This window comes from Novosphingobium sp. JCM 18896 (assembly GCF_025938095.1).
Classification (GTDB): domain Bacteria; phylum Pseudomonadota; class Alphaproteobacteria; order Sphingomonadales; family Sphingomonadaceae; genus Novosphingobium.
In genome coordinates this window covers 348,704-365,461 of record NZ_JAPCZF010000004.1, presented here as the reverse complement: position 1 = coordinate 365,461, position 16,758 = coordinate 348,704, and the positions used below count along the sequence as shown (strand labels likewise).

At 66.1% G+C, this 16,758-nt stretch carries 18 protein-coding genes; 6 read left to right on the top strand and 12 right to left on the bottom strand.

Annotation, left to right across the window (positions count from 1 at the left end; genetic code table 11):
* Positions 1-2: 2 nt before the first annotated feature.
* The 8 genes from OLX23_RS16370 to OLX23_RS16335 all read right to left on the bottom strand — a co-directional run bounded on the left by OLX23_RS16370 (position 3) and on the right by OLX23_RS16335 (position 5,582).
* Positions 3-782, bottom strand: a complete 780-nt coding sequence (locus OLX23_RS16370) for an SDR family NAD(P)-dependent oxidoreductase (protein ID WP_264446084.1) — start codon at positions 780-782, stop codon at positions 3-5.
* Positions 770-1,132: a hypothetical protein gene (locus OLX23_RS16365; RefSeq protein ID WP_264446083.1), complete on the bottom strand. Its 363-nt coding sequence runs from the start codon at positions 1,130-1,132 to the stop codon at positions 770-772. Before OLX23_RS16365 ends, OLX23_RS16370 begins: the two co-directional genes overlap by 13 nt.
* Positions 1,129-2,322 carry an aromatic ring-hydroxylating oxygenase subunit alpha gene (locus OLX23_RS16360; protein ID WP_264446082.1) on the bottom strand — a complete coding sequence of 398 codons (1,194 nt, stop codon included), beginning with the start codon at positions 2,320-2,322 and terminating at the stop codon, positions 1,129-1,131. Before OLX23_RS16360 ends, OLX23_RS16365 begins: the two co-directional genes overlap by 4 nt.
* Before the next feature lie 77 nt (positions 2,323-2,399).
* Entirely contained in the window at positions 2,400-3,014 is a 615-nt protein-coding gene (locus OLX23_RS16355; protein WP_264446081.1) for a TetR/AcrR family transcriptional regulator, read from the bottom strand.
* Positions 3,011-3,475, bottom strand: a complete 465-nt coding sequence (locus OLX23_RS16350) for a tRNA (cytidine(34)-2'-O)-methyltransferase (protein WP_264446080.1) — start codon at positions 3,473-3,475, stop codon at positions 3,011-3,013. The genes OLX23_RS16355 and OLX23_RS16350 overlap by 4 nt, the downstream gene beginning before the upstream one ends.
* Before the next feature lie 68 nt (positions 3,476-3,543).
* Positions 3,544-4,413, bottom strand: coding sequence for a LysR family transcriptional regulator (locus OLX23_RS16345; RefSeq protein WP_264446079.1), 870 nt, complete (start codon positions 4,411-4,413; stop codon positions 3,544-3,546).
* A 276-nt stretch (positions 4,414-4,689) separates the two neighbouring features.
* On the bottom strand, positions 4,690-5,046 hold the full coding sequence (locus OLX23_RS16340; RefSeq protein WP_413629907.1) for an HlyD family efflux transporter periplasmic adaptor subunit: 357 nt from the start codon (positions 5,044-5,046) through the stop codon (positions 4,690-4,692).
* Positions 5,047-5,171: 125 nt separating this feature from the next.
* Positions 5,172-5,582: a helix-turn-helix domain-containing protein gene (locus OLX23_RS16335; RefSeq protein ID WP_264446078.1), complete on the bottom strand. Its 411-nt coding sequence runs from the start codon at positions 5,580-5,582 to the stop codon at positions 5,172-5,174.
* Positions 5,583-6,047: 465 nt separating this feature from the next.
* Between OLX23_RS16335 and OLX23_RS16330 the strand changes: the two genes are divergently transcribed.
* Positions 6,048-6,800, top strand: coding sequence for a M23 family metallopeptidase (locus OLX23_RS16330; protein ID WP_264446077.1), 753 nt, complete (start codon positions 6,048-6,050; stop codon positions 6,798-6,800).
* A 21-nt stretch (positions 6,801-6,821) separates the two neighbouring features.
* Here OLX23_RS16330 and OLX23_RS16325 read toward each other — a convergent pair whose 3' ends face one another.
* The gene (locus OLX23_RS16325) at positions 6,822-7,175 is read right to left on the bottom strand and encodes a hypothetical protein (protein WP_264446076.1); all 354 of its coding nucleotides are present in this window, start codon (positions 7,173-7,175) and stop codon (positions 6,822-6,824) included.
* Positions 7,176-7,368: 193 nt separating this feature from the next.
* Between OLX23_RS16325 and OLX23_RS16320 the strand changes: the two genes are divergently transcribed.
* The gene (locus tag OLX23_RS16320) at positions 7,369-8,307 is read left to right on the top strand and encodes a transglutaminase-like cysteine peptidase (protein ID WP_264446075.1); all 939 of its coding nucleotides are present in this window, start codon (positions 7,369-7,371) and stop codon (positions 8,305-8,307) included.
* 48 nt (positions 8,308-8,355) lie between these two features.
* Here the strand turns inward: OLX23_RS16320 and OLX23_RS16315 are convergent, their stop codons facing one another.
* Positions 8,356-9,669: a hypothetical protein gene (locus OLX23_RS16315; protein WP_264446074.1), complete on the bottom strand. Its 1,314-nt coding sequence runs from the start codon at positions 9,667-9,669 to the stop codon at positions 8,356-8,358.
* A gap of 343 nt (positions 9,670-10,012) precedes the next feature.
* On the opposite strand from OLX23_RS16315, the gene OLX23_RS16310 reads away from it, so the two are divergent.
* Positions 10,013-11,026, top strand: a complete 1,014-nt coding sequence (locus tag OLX23_RS16310) for a sterol desaturase family protein (RefSeq protein ID WP_264446073.1) — start codon at positions 10,013-10,015, stop codon at positions 11,024-11,026.
* Between the two features lie 50 nt (positions 11,027-11,076).
* Positions 11,077-11,706 (top strand): hypothetical protein, encoded by a 630-nt coding sequence (locus OLX23_RS16305; protein ID WP_264446072.1) that lies wholly within the window; start codon positions 11,077-11,079, stop codon positions 11,704-11,706.
* A gap of 7 nt (positions 11,707-11,713) precedes the next feature.
* Here OLX23_RS16305 and OLX23_RS16300 read toward each other — a convergent pair whose 3' ends face one another.
* Positions 11,714-12,058, bottom strand: a complete 345-nt coding sequence (locus OLX23_RS16300) for a DUF2322 family protein (RefSeq protein ID WP_264446071.1) — start codon at positions 12,056-12,058, stop codon at positions 11,714-11,716.
* Positions 12,059-12,138: 80 nt separating this feature from the next.
* Positions 12,139-13,056: a class A beta-lactamase gene (gene bla / locus OLX23_RS16295; RefSeq protein ID WP_264446070.1), complete on the bottom strand. Its 918-nt coding sequence runs from the start codon at positions 13,054-13,056 to the stop codon at positions 12,139-12,141.
* 109 nt (positions 13,057-13,165) lie between these two features.
* Here bla and OLX23_RS16290 point away from each other — a divergent pair, with 109 nt between their 5' ends.
* Entirely contained in the window at positions 13,166-14,041 is an 876-nt protein-coding gene (locus OLX23_RS16290) for a LysR family transcriptional regulator (protein ID WP_264446069.1), read from the top strand.
* 185 nt (positions 14,042-14,226) lie between these two features.
* Entirely contained in the window at positions 14,227-16,737 is a 2,511-nt protein-coding gene (locus OLX23_RS16285) for a TonB-dependent receptor (protein WP_264446068.1), read from the top strand.
* Positions 16,738-16,758 lie beyond the last annotated feature (21 nt).

The following is a 16,758-nucleotide window of genomic DNA, read 5'->3' as shown; positions in this document are numbered from 1 at the left end:
GCTCAGCGCGTAGCGCTCGGGCCGGTGCGGTATCCGGGCTGTGCCGGCTCGCCGAAGGCTGCGAGGATGCGCGCCTGGCGATCGGCCAGCGCATCGCGGTATTCGGGATGGGTGACGATATAGGGCTCGTCGGCCTCGACCGCGCGCACCACGGCGCGACCGAGCCAGACCGGGTCCATCATGTTCGCGCGCGTCAGTTCGCTGGCATCGGCCTCGGACATGCGGCTGCGGGTCAGGCCGGGAAACAGGGTCGAGACCCCCACCCCGGCCGGCGAGAGTTCGTCGCGCAGCGCGTCGGACAGCCCGAGCACCGCGAACTTGCTCGCCGAATAGGCCGCGAAGCTGGCGAAAGGGCTCAGGCCGTTCATCGAAGACGTGTTGACGATATGGCCGCTGCCGCGCGCGATCATCTGCGGCGCGAAGGTTTTGATGCCGTTGAACACCCCCGTGACGTTGATCGCCATCAACCGCTCGAAGGTCTCGGGCGAGAGCTCGACGAGCGGCTTGAAGCCAGTGGAAATGCCGGCGTTGTTGCACAGGACGTCGATCGCGCCCACGGCTTCACTCGCGGCCTGCCAACTGGCGAGATCGCGGACGTCGAGCGCGATCGCGCGCGCCTCGGCCGAAGCGGGCAGCTTGCCGGCTTCCCGCTCGGCGAAGGCGAGCTCGATGTCGGCCAGGACGATCCGGGCGCCGCGCTCGGCAAAGGCCTGCGCCATGCCCGCCCCGATCCCGCCACCGCCGCCGGTGATGAAGACGGTCTTGCCGGTCAGTTCGAACATGCTGGCGCTCCCCGGTCGGCGGTCGAACGGGTGATCCGCATGCGATCGCGCCAAGGCGCGGACTTCGCTTCGTCGGGTCCCTGGATCTCGACCGCCAGGGCGACGTGCGCGAGCGCGAGCATGAGATCCATCAGCCGCTGTTCGGGTGCGGGCAATGTGTCCAGCTCATGCGCATCGAGATGGGCGAGCGCCGCATCGAGCAGCGGACTGGCGGCCGCGAAGAACGCCTCGCGCTCCTCGGCCGTGGACTCGCTGCGGCGCGCGGCGCGCGCGGCGGTGCCGTCGAGCGCCCAGCGATCGACGAAGCCCTCGAGCGCGGCGAAACCTTCGGGGAGAGACGCGGTGCTCATGCCGGGACTCCCGTTTCGCGGGCGTGGTCCTGCACCCGCCGATCGACCTCGTTGAACAGGTGGCGGCACAGCGCCTCCATGCTCTGGAAATGGATGTGATCGAGCGCGCCGCTGGTCAGCCCGCTCTGCCCGCGTTCGATCATCGCGATGTCCTCGCAATGGATGTCGCGGATCTGGCCGAGCGAATATTCGCGCGCGAAGCGGTGGCTGGCATTGCGATCCTCGCCCACCCAATAGACCCGCACGACCCCGCGCGAGCGATCGGCCGCGATCGGATAGACCGTGTGCGAGAACGGCTGCGTCGGCGTGCCGATGACGAAGAGGTTGGGAAAGAAGGCCAGATAGTCGCGCGCATAGGGCAGATCGAGCAGGCCCTGCTCGGCCAGCGCCGGAATGCCGCGCATCGCGGCGGCGCGCTGGAACGGCTTGAGATCGGGCTCGGGATTCGACCAGATGCGCTGGGTGCGATGCGGGCCGTCGAAGCCCATGCTGGCGGGATAGCCGAACTGGTTGTCGCCGCCGATCCCCGCACCGCCCGAGCGCGGATGGATGAAGCGCAGGTGATAGTTCTCCTGGAAGTTGTCGTAGGTCAGCTTCCAGTTCGCCGCGATCTCGTAGGTATATTCGGCGAAGGTCGTCGCACGCGCGACGGGCATCTGCTCGAGCCGCTCGGCATAGCCGCCCAGCCATTCGCGCAAGGGTGCGGCGTCGCGATCGAAATTGACGAACAGCATGCCGCCGCATTCCTGCAGCGCCACTTCGCGCAGCGAACAGTCCTTCTTGTCGAGACCGAAGGCTTCGAAGTCCGGCGCGGACAGGAGCGCGCCTTCGGTGCCGAAGGTCCACATGTGGTAGGGACAGCTGAACTTCGTCTGGCGGCCCGCCGCCTCGTCGACCAGCCGGGTGCCACGGTGCGGGCAGACGTTGTGGAAGGCGCGGACCCGCTGGTCGCGGCCGCGCACGATCAGAAGCGATGCCCGTGCGAATTCCAGATCGCGACGCACGAAACTGCCCGGCTCGGCCAGTTCGCAGGCATGGCCGACGTGGATCCAGCTCTTGAGGAAGACCGCGCGCCGTTCGAGCTCGAAATAGGCGGGATCGTAATAGGGCTTGGCCGGGACCGGGTCGGTACCCAGCCACGACAGCTCATCGTCGGGGATGCGCTGAAAGGTGGCGACGGCTGGCTTCACGAGCGAATCCTCTCGTTGTCTTGTCGCCCTCCTCTACCGCACCCGCGCCAAACTTCCAACACATGTGTTGGAAGTTTCTATTTGCGCAGCAGGCCGTCGCGCCGAAGCATGCGCTGCTGCTCGGCGCGGAAGCGCTCGATCACCTCGTCTTCGCTGAGGTCGGGCCGGACGCTGCTCTGGAACACGCGCGGGCCGATGATCGCGCCCGCGAGCAGGAAGGTGCAGTAGACCTCGACGTCGATATCGCCCGCGTCGCCGCCATCGCTCGCATGGGGGCCGTGCTGCCGGCTGGCGGCGATGAATTCGTCCCATTTGGGATAGCGCGTGCGGATGTCGCCGGGGGCGATGAACTGCTCGATCCACAGCTTAATCAGGTCGGGGTTCTCGAGCACGAAGCGCGCGACGAAGTCGATCCGCTCCTGCTGGCTTTCGGAACCGGCGAAGCCGCGCGTCAATTGCTCCGACGACCAGGTGCTGACGGCCTCGAGCAGCGCCTCGCGGCTGGCGAAGTGGTAGTAGACCGTCGCCCGGTTCATTCCCACCGCGCGCGCCAGGCCGGCAACCGACAGCGAGTCCACGCCCTTTTCGGAAATCAGCGCGACCGAAGCCTCGATCAACGCCTGGTGCGTCGCCTCGAAGGTCCGGTTCCGCCGCGACTGCGCCGGGCGATCGGCCTTTGCGGGTTCGGTCATGCGCGCAGGTCGCCGGGCAAGGTGCCTGTCTGACGCAGGGCTTCGCCGAGCGCGAGCGCCGCCGAAGAGGCCAGGTTCATCGACCGCACCTGCGGGCGCATCGGGATCCGCACCCGGGCGTCGCAGGCCTCGGAAACCGCGGCCGGCACGCCCGCGCTCTCCTTGCCGAACAGCAGGACGTCATCGGCGGCGAAGCGGAAGTCGTAGATCGAGCTCTCGCTCTTGGTGGTGAAGAGCACCAGCCGCCGCGCGCCCATCGCCTGGCGGAACGCGGCGAAATCGGCGTGGCGGGTCACCGCGACGTGATCGATGTAGTCCATCGCCGCGCGGCGCACGCGGCGGTCGTCCCAGACGAAGCCCAGCGGCTCGATCAGGTCCACCTCGGCGCCGAGGCAGGCACCCAGGCGCAGGACGGCGCCGACATTCCCGGCAATCTCGGGCTCGAAAAGGGCAATGCGCATCGCGGCTGCTTGGCGCCTGTAACGAACCTGCGCAAGCCTTGCGACGCGGGCCTAGGCGCCGCGCCGCCTCACATCACCGCCTGCGTGATCGGCAGGCCGGCGCAGAGCCAGACCAGATCGGCGACCGGCCCGATCGCATCGCTCTTGCGGCAGATCGAGAACGAATAGTCGACCGTCCGCGAATTGGGCATGACCACGAGGTCGCCGCGGGCGATATGCGCCGCGACCAGTTCCTTCGGCAGGCGTCCCCAGCCGAGCCCGTCGAGCACGAGGCCGAGCTGGACGCTGCGATCGGACACCTTGACCCGGTTTGCCACCTGATGCGGGCGGTCGTGCGGGAAATCGCCACCGATGACGATCTCGGGCAGATGGGCGCCCGCCGGATCGGCCGACTGGCGGTTGTTCATCACTTCGACGAATTCGATCTTGCCCATCTGCTGGTATTCGAAACCCGGAACCGGATCGCCGCAGGCATAGTCCATGACGATCGCGGCCTGGGCATAGCCCGAGGCCAGGAGTTGGAAGGCGTCGTTGCCGTCGGCGCCGCGCACTTCGAGCTCGGTATTCGGAAAGGAATGCGCGATGGCCTTGGCGATCGAGGACCAGATCGGCTGCGATATCGCGCGGTCGACCACGAGCACCCAGCGCGGCTCGACCCCGCTCGCGAGCACCGCGGCCAGCGAGCCCAGCGCCTCGAGCTCGTGCAGCACCGAGCGCGCCCGCGAGGCCAGCGCCTCGCCGCGGCGGGTGAACTGGGTGCGATAGGAAGGCCGCGCCAGGATCGGGAAGCCGGCGTCGCGTTCGAGCCGGCCGATGGCATAACTTACCGCGGCGGGCGTGCGCCCCAGCGCGCTCGCCGCTTCGCGGCTCGATCCAGCATCGGCAACGGCGACCAGAACGGCCAGATCACCCGGAGAGAAAGTCGGAATATGTCCCAATTGCGCACCCACAACTCTTATGTGTTCAAGAGTTGTAACGCCGAAATTTTCGCCAATCGAGTCAAGTAAGATACATTGGGAAAATACAATGTTCCCTTATCGATATCCTATATTCCGAAAAAATATCCCAAACAAGAAATACAATTTCCCGTTCCAAAGAAATTCAAGGATATTTCAGAAAACACCAGCGCACCTCGTCACCCATGGGATGAGAGGGGAAAGAAATTCGTCATCGAATAGGCGCAGCCGGACGACGCCGGCCCATCGGCACCTATTTCAACGCTCGGTCAGCGCCTCGTTCAATCCCTTCACCACCGGTTTCAACAGATAGGTCAGCACGCTCTTGCGGCCGGTGATGATCTCCACGTCGCAGATCATGCCCGGCATGATCGGCAGGCGGCGACCGCTCTTGACCAGATAGGCCCGATCGGTCTCGACCATGACGCTGTAATAGGCCTGCTTGTCGGCCTCGTCGTAGATGCTGTCGGCGCTGATGTTGCGCACCCGGCCGACCAGGCCGCCGTAGATCGAGAAGTCGTAGGCGGTGACCTTCACCGTCGCGGGATCGCCGGCCTTGATGAAGGCGATGTCCTTGGGCGCGACCCGCGCCTCGACCAGCAGCTTGTCGCCGATCGGGACGAATGTGCATGCCGAACGCCTCCCTCGCGCCGTTTGCCTTGACAGCGGGAAGCGTCGGTCGCTCGGCCGAGGCGCTTGTCGCTGCCTCCACGCGGCCGGTCAGGGCCGCCCCACCTCGATCAGTATTCGATCGAAATCGTGATGTTGTTGCGCCCCGTTCCCGAAGCGTCGGCGATCATCTGCTTGGCGCGCGCGATCACTTCGGCCAGCGTTTCGGCGGATTCCTGCGCGCGCACCTCGAGCGATCCGCGATCCGTCGACATGCCCGCGATCGCACCATCGTCGGTCAGCTCACTGGCACCGGGACCAGCGGTGAGGCCCAGCTGGACCGGACTCACCTCAAGCGCGCGCGCCAGGGCCGTGGCCATGCGCGCACGCGGCTCGTTGTCGCCGCGCTCCCACTTCCAGATGGTCACCTTGGAAACTCCGACACTGTCCGCGAGCGCGCGTACGGAGAGCCCACGCGCTTCACGCAACGAACGAAGTTGCGAGGCGAACGCCTTCGACGGTTCAACCACTGCAGTCTCCATGTTCTTCGAAGCTCGTGGCGAAGGGGGGCATCGCCAACTAGAAATTAACATTGCTGCAGATTTAACGTCTTGTCAACGATGACTGCCCGCAGGCCAGCGGCTCGCAAGCGATGGCAATTCAAACGAATTTTTGGACAAAATACGTTTTAATTCAATTATATGATTGCAACTCATACAAATGCAAATCGAGTTACACTGCCCTCCAGAGCCGACCAAGCGTAGCAACCTGGCACCGTTTCAGGATAAACCTCGCGAGAAAACCGAGCCGATCCCGGTATAAATTAACCCTGAGGGCTAGGCATCCCGCCCCAAAAGGAGACAGCCACACCGCGACGGCGCGCGTGGAGAAAGCCGGGTTTACGCTTTTTCGTATTGGCCGACTACCTTTTGACCGGTATATTTTCCCAAAGTTTAACGCTTCGACGGCGCGTGCTCCGTCGCAAGCAGGCCTGGCGGGACAACGGGATGAACCTGGTGGCGCTCAAACGGTCATGGCTACCCGCGGCGATTGGCGCGCTGGCCTTCGCCGCCTGCGCAGCGCCAGCCATCGCAGGCGAAATCGCGACCACGGCGGCCGGCGGAACGATCGGCGCGACAGGCTTACACGGCAGTGCGCCCGCCGAAATCGACACACGAAGCGCGCCGCGCGCGGTCATCAGCGTGAGCCGGGCAGCAGATGCGCTGGGCAAACCCGTCTACGCCGCGCGGACCAGCCTCGCCGGTACGGGATCGCTGGTGGTATTCTCGACTAGCCGCCCTCGGGTTTTCTCGACGCCCTCGACGACCTCGGCGTTGTCGGCCCCCTCCATGATCATGGCGCCGACGGGCAACGCCCTTCCCGTCGCCGCACGCGCGCTCACGAGCGGGTTCGGCATGCGCGGACATCCGCTGCTGGGGCGCCAGCGCGCGCATCTGGGAATCGATCTGGCTGCACCGACGGGCTCGCCGATCGTCGCGACGTCCGACGGCGTGGTCACCACCGCCGACTGGCGTGGCGGATACGGGCTGTTCGTGGCGCTCGACCACGGCCGCGGTCTCGAGACCCGCTATGGCCACATGTCGCGGCTCGGCGTCGGCGTGGGCCAACGGGTCAGCCGGGGACAGATCCTGGGCTTCGTCGGTTCCACCGGGCTCTCGACCGGCCCGCATCTCCACTACGAGATGCGGGTAAACGGCCAGCCGATCGATCCGTTGCCCAGCTTCCTGCGGAAACGCTAGGTTCGGTCAGCCACGCTCGGCTCAGACGAGGATGTCTACCGAACCGCTGGCGCCATCCTGGCTGGTCGTGGGCACGACCGGGGCGGCAGGCACCGCCGGCTGTTCGACCGGAGCCGCCTTCTTGCCGCCTTCGAGCACCTTGCGCGCCGCTTCGATACCGCCGGTCTGCAGCGCACCTTCGAGTGCCGCGAAAATCTCGGCGCGCCCCTTGGGCACCTGCCCTTTGCCCTCGCCCTGGCGAAGCGCGGTACTCGCGGTCTCAGCCGCGCTCGCGTCGCCGCGACGGATGGCCGACATCAGCGAGCCCCAATTGGCCTGGCGGGTATGCGTCGGAGCGGTGTCGGCCCGGCCGACGCTGTGAATGGATCCGGTCATGAGTCACCTCATCAATGTTGCCCACACAATTTGGCTCACAAAGATTAAGTTAACCCTACTGATCAAGTTTACATTTACCTAGGATGCTCCCTCGAGCGCCCCACCGAGAGCCATTCGCCCTGCGCTTCCATCAACGGATGGTTAACCTTGGAATTATACGCGATCAAAAGCACTAGCTGCGAGATTCGCGGGCATGGTGACCCGCACCTCCCCCTTCGCACTGCTCGCGCTCGCGGCGACCGCTCTGGGTGCCGCGCCGGCTTCGGCCAGCACGTTCACACTGCTCGCACCGTTCGGCGCATTCCAGGCGCGCCCCGCGTGCACGCCGGCCATCAACGGCTCCGGCTCGCTGGCTGGTGCGGAGAGCAAGGCTTCGGCGATCCTGGGCGGCGGCGTCAGCCAGCTCGAACGCATCGCCGCGCAACAGGCCGCGACCGCGCTCTCGAAAGCCGACACCGGCGCCGCCAGCGGCACGATCGGCTGGCGTCCCGAGCCCGCGGCCGGCGGCGTGCCCTGCGCCGGCCTTGCTCTACCGCAGCGCGGTGGCGAACTTTCGCTAGGCCAGATGCCGGGCGGCGCCATGGCCAGCCCCGACGACTACCTCGGCAGCCGCCGGCTCGCAGTGCGGCACACCGCCTTCGATCGCCAGTGGGATCGCGTGCGTCACGGCAGCGTATCGCAGGCCTTCGTCCGCCAGATCGCCGCGACCAGCCAGTCCGCTGGCGACGAGGCGATGCTCCAGGCGGTCAACAGCTGGACCAATCGCCACGTCCGCTATGTCGAAGACAGCAAGCTCTACGGCCGCTCGGATTACTGGGCCGGCGCGCAGGCCACGCTCGAACGCGGCGCCGGTGACTGCGAGGACATCGCGATCGCCAAGCTGGCGCTGCTCAACGCGCTCGGCGTGCCGCGCTCCGACGTCTTCCTGACCATCGCGCGCGACCGTGCCCGCAACGCCGATCATGCGCTGCTCGTGGTCAAGCGCGGCGGCCGCTACTGGCTGCTCGACAATGGCACCGACCGCGTTCTCGACGCGTCGAGCAGCTACGACTACCAACCGATCATGTCGTTCAGCGGCGACCGCAAGTGGCTGCACGGCTTCGCCGGAACCCGGCTCAGCGCCAACTTCTGACCATCGCCGGCTAACTAACGATTAGCCGGTCACGCGCCGCTCCGTCGTTCAATCCTGAGCGACGGCCAGCGCCAGGCGATCGGCATCCGCGTCGTAGTGCAGGTCAAGCCCGGCCCCGCGCAGCGTGGCGAAGCTCACGTAGTCCTGCGCTGCCCCGGCGGCGTTGAGCCGTGCGAAGCTCGCGTCGTTCATCAGCGGACGAACGAGGCCGAGTACGTCGGCGAGACGCATCGAGATCGCATTGTGCGAATCGATCACCAGCGACACCCGGCCACCGGGCGTACCGTTGACCACGACCGGAATGTTCATCTCGAGCCCACGAGCGGTCACCTTGTAGCGCTCGCCGCTCGCCACGAGCGACGGATTCGAGGTCTTCGCAAGCTTCGTCACCGTGACGGGAGCCAGCGCAACAGGCTTGGCAGCCGGAGCCGCGAGCCGGGCCGGCGCGGCGGACGAGATCTGCTCGACGTAGATCGCCTCGGAGATGCCGTAGGGCGTCGCCGAGAACGGCGTTGCAGCGGCCAAACCGGCAGCAGGCACCTGCGCCATCGGCGCGAGCGCCGAGATCTGATCGACGTGGATGAGGTCGGACATCGCCGGCCGCATCGCTGCCGTCGGCATCACCGGCTTCGCGGTGGACACGGCCACGAGCGCCGGCTCGGCCGGTGCGATCGGCGCCACGGGCAAGACCGCGCGCGCGGTGGGCTCGACCACCGGCTCCGCTGCCGGCGCAACCAGCGCAACCACCTCGACTGCGGGCGCAGCAGGTGCGGGCGCCGCGACCGGCAATTGCGTGACCAGGGCTGCCATCTCGACGCGAGGCGCAGCAGGCGTCGGCGCTGCGATCGGCAACTGCGCGACCAGAGCTGCCATCTCGGCCGGCGGCGCGGCAGACATCGGCGCCGCGAGCGAGGGCTGTACGGCCAGCGCAGCCGTTTCGGCAGGCGGCGTCGCGGCCACCGGCATTGCGACCGGCAGTTGCGCGATCATGGCGGCCGTCTCGACCTGCGGCGTAGCAGGCATGGGCGCGGCCAGCGGCAACAGCGCGATCGGACCGACCGCGACGGCAGTCGCCGCGGGCGCCACAGCAGCGGCGGGCTCGACCGGAAGCGCGATGGCGTCGGGCGCGGCCACGGCCGTCAGCTTCGGCAGCGAGCTGCGCTTCGCCCATTTCAGCGGAGCGACGACGGCGCGCCGAACCTCAGGCGTCGCGATCAAAGGCGCCGTCACCACCCGCGAAGGCTGCGCGACGGTCCATTCGAAGGGCATGGCGCCCGCCCCGACCACCAGCATCCCCAATGCAACCGAACCCAATGCGCTATTGCGCAGCGTGACCGATCCGAAGTTCTTTGCTGCCCCCATTTCGCCTTCCCCATTCCGCAAGCGAATCTCAACAAGTTGTTAAGATTACCGCAACAGATCCCGAAGTTCCAGCAAAACGCGTCCCTTTGGCCGAAGTGGTTCCGTTCGATTGCAGGACACCGTGCTGCCTACAATACGCGGCGGCGCGGAATCATGGTTAATGCCATATGCCGGCACTCAGGGGCATAGAGGCTATCTATGCCCCATATATCCCATTGCGGTCTGGCGTAATACGTGCGCTGTTACGATTGCTCTTCGAGATGAAGTCCGCGGGGGCGGACATATCCCTGTTCGATCGGCGCGCCTGAAGGGACATGGGATAGGTGGCACGAGGCAAGGCACCATGGACGGAGTTCGGGTCGGAAACAGGATCATCGGCGCGCAGTCGCCGGTAGCCGTCGGCTGGGAGAACGTCCCGCGCGTCGAAGGCGGACCGGTCAAACGGTTCGTCTTCACCTGGTTCCAGCCGACGCTGTTCTTCGCGCTGATCGCCTTCTGGTACTACGCCCCCAATTCGATCGCCAAGGCCTCCACCGCGATCGTCATCGGCCTCGGCCTCATGGTCCTGCTGTTGGCGCTCGAATGGGTCAATCCGCGCTTCAAGAGCTGGCAACTGACCTGGAAGGAAGCCGTGGTCGACCTGTTCTACGTCGGACTGGGCTTCACCGTCCTGCGTCTGATCGAAGGCTATATCGGCGACGGCGCGATGATCGGTGCGATTCAGAACGCGTTCGAGTGGGAAAAGCTGTCCTGGTTCACCGGCCTGCCGCTGCTGGTCCAGGCCTTCCTGATCTCGTTCATCTTCGATTTCGGGCAGTACTGGATGCACCGCGGCATGCACAATTGGCAGCCGCTGTGGGTGATCCACGCGCCGCACCACTACATCACCCAGCTCAACATCAACAAAGGCGCGGTCGGCAATCCGATCGAGCTGTTCCTGATAGGCCTCGGCATCGGCGGCTTCTTCGACTTCCTGCCGCGCGCCGCGCTGCTCGCGGGTACCTTCGGCATGGCGGTCAGCACCTATCAGCACATCAACGTGCGCTTCAACACGCCGCGCTGGTGGCGCTTCCTGTTCAACACAACCGAGCACCACAGCGTCCATCATTCGCAGGACTATGAGGCCAGCCGCAGCAACTATTCGGGCACCTGGATCATCATCGATCGCATGTTCGGCACCTGCATCGATGGCGAGGCGGAGCTGCTGGGCATGGAAGGCGGGCGCAAGATGTCGATCCGCGAGACCATGACCTTCCCCTTCACCGAGGGCTGGACGTCGCTGAAGGAGAGGTTCGGGCGTGGTCGCTACGGCCAGGCGATGCCCGCAGCGATGACCGCGGAGTGGCCGGCCGAGTGACGGGCAGCGCTTCGACCGCCCGTTTCGCTGCCCAGCCTCAAGGACCTTCCGTGAACGCAGGCCTCGTCGACTGGATCTGGACCGTTCGGGGCAGTGTCGAACTCGCCCCCGGCCAGACGCACGAGGAGGCCTTCGACCGGCTGGATCCGCTGTTCCATACGGGCGGCACCAGCCACCAGAGGACCGGCGACACGCTGACCTTCAGCAAGAAAGCCCAGGCGGCGCAGGACAAGATGTCGATCTTCGACGGCGGCGTGCTGCGGATCGAGCAGGGCGCCACCGGCGGCGTGCTGCGCTATCGCCTGACCAGCCGGGCGCTGCTGTTCTGCTTCCTGGCACCGCTGCTGTTCCTGACCTTCGCCGGGCTGACGATTGCCGTGGGCAAGCTCGACAAGCCGGCGGCCGAGGCGGCCGAGAAGAAGAAGCCCGAGAAGAAGGAGGTCGTCCGCGAGCTCAACCCGGTCGACAAGTTCCTCGGCGCGCCCGCGCCGGAAAAGCCGAAGAAGGACGACAAGAAGGACGAGGACGAAGGACCATCGCCGGTTCCGGCCTATGTTTTCGCCGGGCTCTTCGCGGTACTCTATGTCGTCGGACGAATCCTCGAGGACCGGCTGATCCGCCGCCTGTTCCGAAAGCGCCTGAGCGACGACCTGCCTGATGACAGGCAAGCCGCCGTCTAGAAGGGACTTAGTTACCCGCAGCGACGACAGTGATCGTCAGCGGCGCGGCACCCTCGACGATGGCGATCAGGCGATCGACGTTGGGATGCGCGCCCGGACGGTTGCGCGCATCGGCGGTATGCTCGGCGAACACGGCCAGGCCGTGCTCTGCAGCCGGCGCATCGAGGCTGGCGAACTGCTGCTGCAGGTACTGATAGACCGCCAGCGAACCCTGCTTGCCCGGCTGGTTCTCGATGCTGGCGACCACCACGCCCGCGTCGTCGACGAGATCGATCCGCGCGAGGCCTTCGACCGACGGCAGCAACGCGAGATTGCCCTTGAAGCTTGCAGTGGGTTCGATCGTCGCGGGCATGTCTCGGGTTCCTGGGTAAATCTCGGGCGGCGCCTGTAACATTGGTTCACGGCCGAGGCCAAGCACCGCGCCGGCCCTTATCAACCTCGCTTTCCGGCGAAAGCGGTGGCGACGCGCCCGACTTCGGCAAGCGCGCCGGTCGAAACCGGGTCCATCGGCTCGACCAGACGTTCTGGCTCGAAATAGGCGGTGACGATGACCGGCGAAGCGCCGGCCGGTCCGCCGAAGGCCAGATCGACGTAGGTGTGGCGGGTCTCGTCGACACCGGTTCCGGTCTTGTCGCCCGAAATCCAGTCCGCGGGAAAGCCGGCGCGGATACGATTACGGCCCGTCGCGACCGCGATCATCCATTCGCGCAAGGTGCCGCGGCTCGCGGGTGCCAGCACATCGCCGAGCACGAGCTTGGCCAGGGTCGCAGCCATGGCGGCGGGCGTCGTCGTGTCGAGTTCGGTACCCGGCGGCGTCAGGTTGAGCGCGGGTTCGTAGCGATCGAGCCGGCTGACCGTATCGCCCGTCGAGCGCCAGAAACGCGTCACCGCCTCGGGTCCGCCGAAACGCCGCAGCAGGACGTTGGCGGCGGTGTTGTCGCTGGTCACCAGGGTCGCCCGCGCCAGTTCGCGAACGGGAAGCCCGTCAGCGACGTGTTCGGAGGTGACCGGGCTGGTCGAGAGCATGTCGGCCTTGGTCCAGCGCAGGATCTCGTCGAGATCGACTTCGCCCTTGTCGGCCCGAGCCAGCAGCATCGCCGCCAGCGAGAGCTTGAACGAACTGCAATGGGCGAAGCGCTCGTTCTCGCGCCAGCCGAAGCTGCGACCGCTGGCCGGATCGAGCACGAAAGCCCCGAGCCGCCCGCGCGCCGCCTGCTCGATCCGCTTCAGCGCCGCGACCTCACGCGCGAAATTGCCCCCAGCTTTGCCGATGGCGGGCGACGCCGCCTCGCCGCATCCCGCCACGAGCACGGCCACCGCGCCAGCCAGAGCACTGCGTCGATCGATCATCGGATTTTCCTTCCCTAGAGCCAAGATGTCGCCGGCAATCTCCGCAGGTTTGACGCCTGGAGCAAATGATGGTTTCTGCGGTCCGTCCCCAGGAAAACTAGGAACGAGCATGGATATCCGCGCGCTATCGCTCAACACCCTGCGCGCCTTCGAAGCCGCGGCCCGGCATCTCAATTTCACCCGCGCGGCCGACGAGCTCTGCGTGACGCAAGCCGCGGTCAGCCAGCAGGTGAAGATGCTAGAGACCCATATTGGCAAGCCGCTGTTCCGCCGGACCACGCGCGGGCTGGTGCTCAGCGACGAAGGTGTCGTGCTCGCCCCCGTGGTTTCCGACGCGCTCGGGCGGATGAGCGCGGCGCTCGCCGTGGTTGCCGGCGAAGGTGTCCGCGAGATCCTGACGGTCGGCGCAGTGGGTACTTTCGCGGTCAGCTTCCTGATCGAGCGGCTGCCCGATTTCCAGGCGGCCCATCCCGGGATCGAAGTCCGCCTGCTGACCAACAACAATGCGGTCGACCTCTGGACCGAGAGCCTCGACCTGGCGATCCGCTTCGGCGACGGATCGTGGCACGGCGTCGCGGCCGAGAGCCTGATGCCCGCGCCGATGACGCCGATGTGCAGCCCGCGCCTGGCCGAACAGATCCGCCATCCCGGCGACCTTGCGCGGTTCCCGCTGCTGCGGTCCTATCGCCTGCAGGACTGGCCGGCCTGGTTCGCCCAGGCCCAGGTCAAGGGGCCCGTCGCCAACGGGCCGGTGTTCGACGCCTCGCACCTGATGGCCACGGCGGCGATCCGCGGCATGGGGGTGGCGCTGCTGCCGCTGGCGATGTTCGGCCGCGAGCGCGAGAGCGGGTTGCTGGTCGATCCCTTCGACATCGCCGTCGATCGCGGCTCCTACTGGCTGACCCGCCTGTCCTCTCGCCCCATATCCAGCGCGATGCGAGCCTTTTCGGACTGGCTTATCGGGATCACCTGCGCGGGCGGCTGACTCGCGCTCGAACGCGGTTACTTGCGCCCCTAACGCCGCTTTCGAGCCGAAGTGATGCCATCGGGCAACTCTCCACAAAATACGTGAAACGGCCTCCGGCAGGCCGATTGTATCCATTGCCGCGATCGGTTAGCCCCGCGATTATGCAATAGCACACATGCAATTAATCGGAGGGGAAATACACGATGTTCATCGGCAGGTTTGCACTACTCGCTGGGGCCGCTTCGGGCGCCATTCTCGCGGCTGCGCCCGCTTACGCGCAGAGCGCCTCGGCGGATTCGAGCACGCCGGACATCGTCGTGACCGCCCGCCGCACCGAGGAGCGGCTCCAGGACGTTCCGATCTCGATCACGGTCTACAACCCCGAACAGATCGCCAATCGCAACATCGTCGTCGCGTCCGACCTGGCGACCTACACGCCGTCGCTGTCGGTCAATGCGCGTTACGGTGCGGAAAAGGCCGCCTTCTCGCTGCGCGGCTTCAACCAGGACCAGTCGACCGCGCCGACCGTCGGCGTCTACTTCGCCGACGTCGTCGGCGTGCGTGCGCAGGGCGGCACCACTTCGGGCAACACCGTCGGCGCCGGCTCGTTCACCGACCTCCAGAACGTCCAGGTGCTGAAGGGCCCGCAGGGCACGCTGTTCGGCCGCAACACCACCGGCGGCGCGGTGCTGCTCGTCCCGCAGAAGCCGACCGACAATCTCGAGGGCTATGTCGAGGGCACCTACGGCAACTATGACCAGATGCGTCTCCAGGCCGCGCTGAACATCCCGCTGGCCGATACCTTCAAGGTCCGTCTCTCGCTCGATCGCAACAAGCGCGACGGCTACATGAACAACAAGTCCGGGATCGGCCCCAAAGACTACAACGACACCGACTATGTCTATGGCCGCCTCAGCATCGTCGCCGATCTGACGCCGGACCTCGAAAACTACATGATCGCGACCTACAGTCGGTCGGACACCAACGGCTATGCCACGCGCTACGCCGAGTGCGATCGCAACTTCGTGCCGACCGCGACGACATTCATTCGCTATCTGACCGCCCAGGCCGGCTGCGCGCAGATCGATCGCCAGGCCGCCCGCGGCGACAGCCTGTTCGACGTCGACGTCAGCAATCCCAACCCGCGCATCCTGCTCGAGCAGTGGCAGGTGATCAACACCACGACCTGGCGTGCCAGCGACACGCTGACGGTGAAGAACATCATGAGCTACGGCGAATTCCGCGAGGATGCCGCCTTCTCGCTCTACAGCGACAACTTCCGCTTCCCCGACACCCCGATCACGCGCGCGCAGTTCCCGCAGCTGATCGGCACGCCGTTCCAGTACATCCGCCTCGCCACCCAGCCCGGCTATCACGCCTCGGCGGAATCGACCGCGACCGAAGAACTGCAGATCCAGGGCAATTCGGCCGACGGCAAGTTCAACTTCGTACTCGGCGGCTACCTCGAATTCAGCCGCCCGCTCGGCTTCAGCCAGCAGCGCACGGGCATCTACGGCAACTGCACCGATCCAGGCACTCTGAGCTGCGCGGGCGGCCTGCCGCTGGTGCCGCTGTCGGCCACCTTCACCGCGCCGGGGGCAATCGTCTCGGAATCGCGCACCAAGCTGTCCTTCGACAACCACGGCGTCTTCGCCCAGGCGACCTACAAGTTTACCGACCAGCTCGCGCTGACCGGCGGCTTCCGCTACACCTTCGACAAGATCGTCGGCTATTCGGAAAGCAACCGCTACACCTTCGCGACCATTCCCGGCACCGGCACGATCCCCGTCGCGCGGTCGTGCAACGACAACTTCAACCACCCCACGGTCAACCTGCTGACGAATGGCGGCAACACCGCCGCCTGCGGCACGACGATCGTCAACAAGTCGAGCAAGCCGACCTGGCTGATCGACCTAGACTTCAAGCCGACGCCCGACATGCTGTTCTATGCGAAGTGGGCGCGTGGCTATCGCCAGGGCGGCGTCAACTTCACCAACCCGGGGCTCGAGACCTGGAACCCCGAGAAGGTGGACTCCTATGAACTCGGCGCGAAGCTGACCTTCCGCGGCGCGGTCAACGGCTACTTCAACGTCGCCGGCTTCTACAACGACTTCAGCAACCAGCAGATCTTCGGCGGCCTGGTCGCCAAGCAGGGCAGCGGCATCGCCGGTGGCGCGGCGATCATCAATGCCGGCAAGTCCGAGATCAAGGGTTTCGAGGTCGACGCCGGCGTGACCGTCTTCGACGCGCTGAACCTGACGCTCGGCTACACCTACCTCGACACCAAGATCAAGGAACTGGTCGCACCGACTCTGGCGCCGCAGAGCCCGTTCGAACGCGTCCTGCCGCGCGGTTCGGTCGGCAGCCCGCTGACCTATTCGCCCAAGCATCGCCTGACGCTGGCGGCCGAATACAATCTGCCGCTGAACGACGACCTCGGTCGCCTGTCGATCGGTGCGAACTACGTCTACACCGCGAGCCAGCTGGTCGACGGCAACCTCAGCATCGCGCCGAGCAACGTGGTCAATGCCAACCTGGGCTGGAAGAACATCGCCGGCTCGAACATCGACCTGATGGGCTTCGTCACCAACCTGACGAACAAGACCTATTTCTCGACCGCGGGCGGCGGCTTCGACTCGCTCGGCGTCTACGACTATCTGCTGGCCCCGCCGCGGATGTACGGCGTGCGCCTGCGCGTGAACTTCGGCAGCTGATCCCGGCACCACGCAAAGTCA

What these genes read in the sequence shown, in the direction of transcription:
- OLX23_RS16370 (WP_264446084.1), bottom strand. Translation starts at nt 782, where the DNA reads ATGTTCGAACTGACCGGCAAGACCGTCTTCATCACCGGCGGCGGTGGC.
- OLX23_RS16365 (WP_264446083.1), bottom strand. Translation starts at nt 1,132, where the DNA reads ATGAGCACCGCGTCTCTCCCCGAAGGTTTCGCCGCGCTCGAGGGCTTC.
- OLX23_RS16355 (WP_264446081.1), bottom strand. Translation starts at nt 3,014, where the DNA reads ATGACCGAACCCGCAAAGGCCGATCGCCCGGCGCAGTCGCGGCGGAAC.
- OLX23_RS16350 (WP_264446080.1), bottom strand. Translation starts at nt 3,475, where the DNA reads ATGCGCATTGCCCTTTTCGAGCCCGAGATTGCCGGGAATGTCGGCGCC.
- OLX23_RS16335 (WP_264446078.1), bottom strand. Translation starts at nt 5,582, where the DNA reads ATGGAGACTGCAGTGGTTGAACCGTCGAAGGCGTTCGCCTCGCAACTT.
- OLX23_RS16330 (WP_264446077.1), top strand. Translation starts at nt 6,048, where the DNA reads ATGAACCTGGTGGCGCTCAAACGGTCATGGCTACCCGCGGCGATTGGC.
- OLX23_RS16325 (WP_264446076.1), bottom strand. Translation starts at nt 7,175, where the DNA reads ATGACCGGATCCATTCACAGCGTCGGCCGGGCCGACACCGCTCCGACG.
- OLX23_RS16320 (WP_264446075.1), top strand. Translation starts at nt 7,369, where the DNA reads ATGGTGACCCGCACCTCCCCCTTCGCACTGCTCGCGCTCGCGGCGACC.
- OLX23_RS16315 (WP_264446074.1), bottom strand. Translation starts at nt 9,669, where the DNA reads ATGGGGGCAGCAAAGAACTTCGGATCGGTCACGCTGCGCAATAGCGCA.
- OLX23_RS16310 (WP_264446073.1), top strand. Translation starts at nt 10,013, where the DNA reads ATGGACGGAGTTCGGGTCGGAAACAGGATCATCGGCGCGCAGTCGCCG.
- OLX23_RS16300 (WP_264446071.1), bottom strand. Translation starts at nt 12,058, where the DNA reads ATGCCCGCGACGATCGAACCCACTGCAAGCTTCAAGGGCAATCTCGCG.
- bla (WP_264446070.1), bottom strand. Translation starts at nt 13,056, where the DNA reads ATGATCGATCGACGCAGTGCTCTGGCTGGCGCGGTGGCCGTGCTCGTG.
- OLX23_RS16290 (WP_264446069.1), top strand. Translation starts at nt 13,166, where the DNA reads ATGGATATCCGCGCGCTATCGCTCAACACCCTGCGCGCCTTCGAAGCC.
- OLX23_RS16285 (WP_264446068.1), top strand. Translation starts at nt 14,227, where the DNA reads ATGTTCATCGGCAGGTTTGCACTACTCGCTGGGGCCGCTTCGGGCGCC.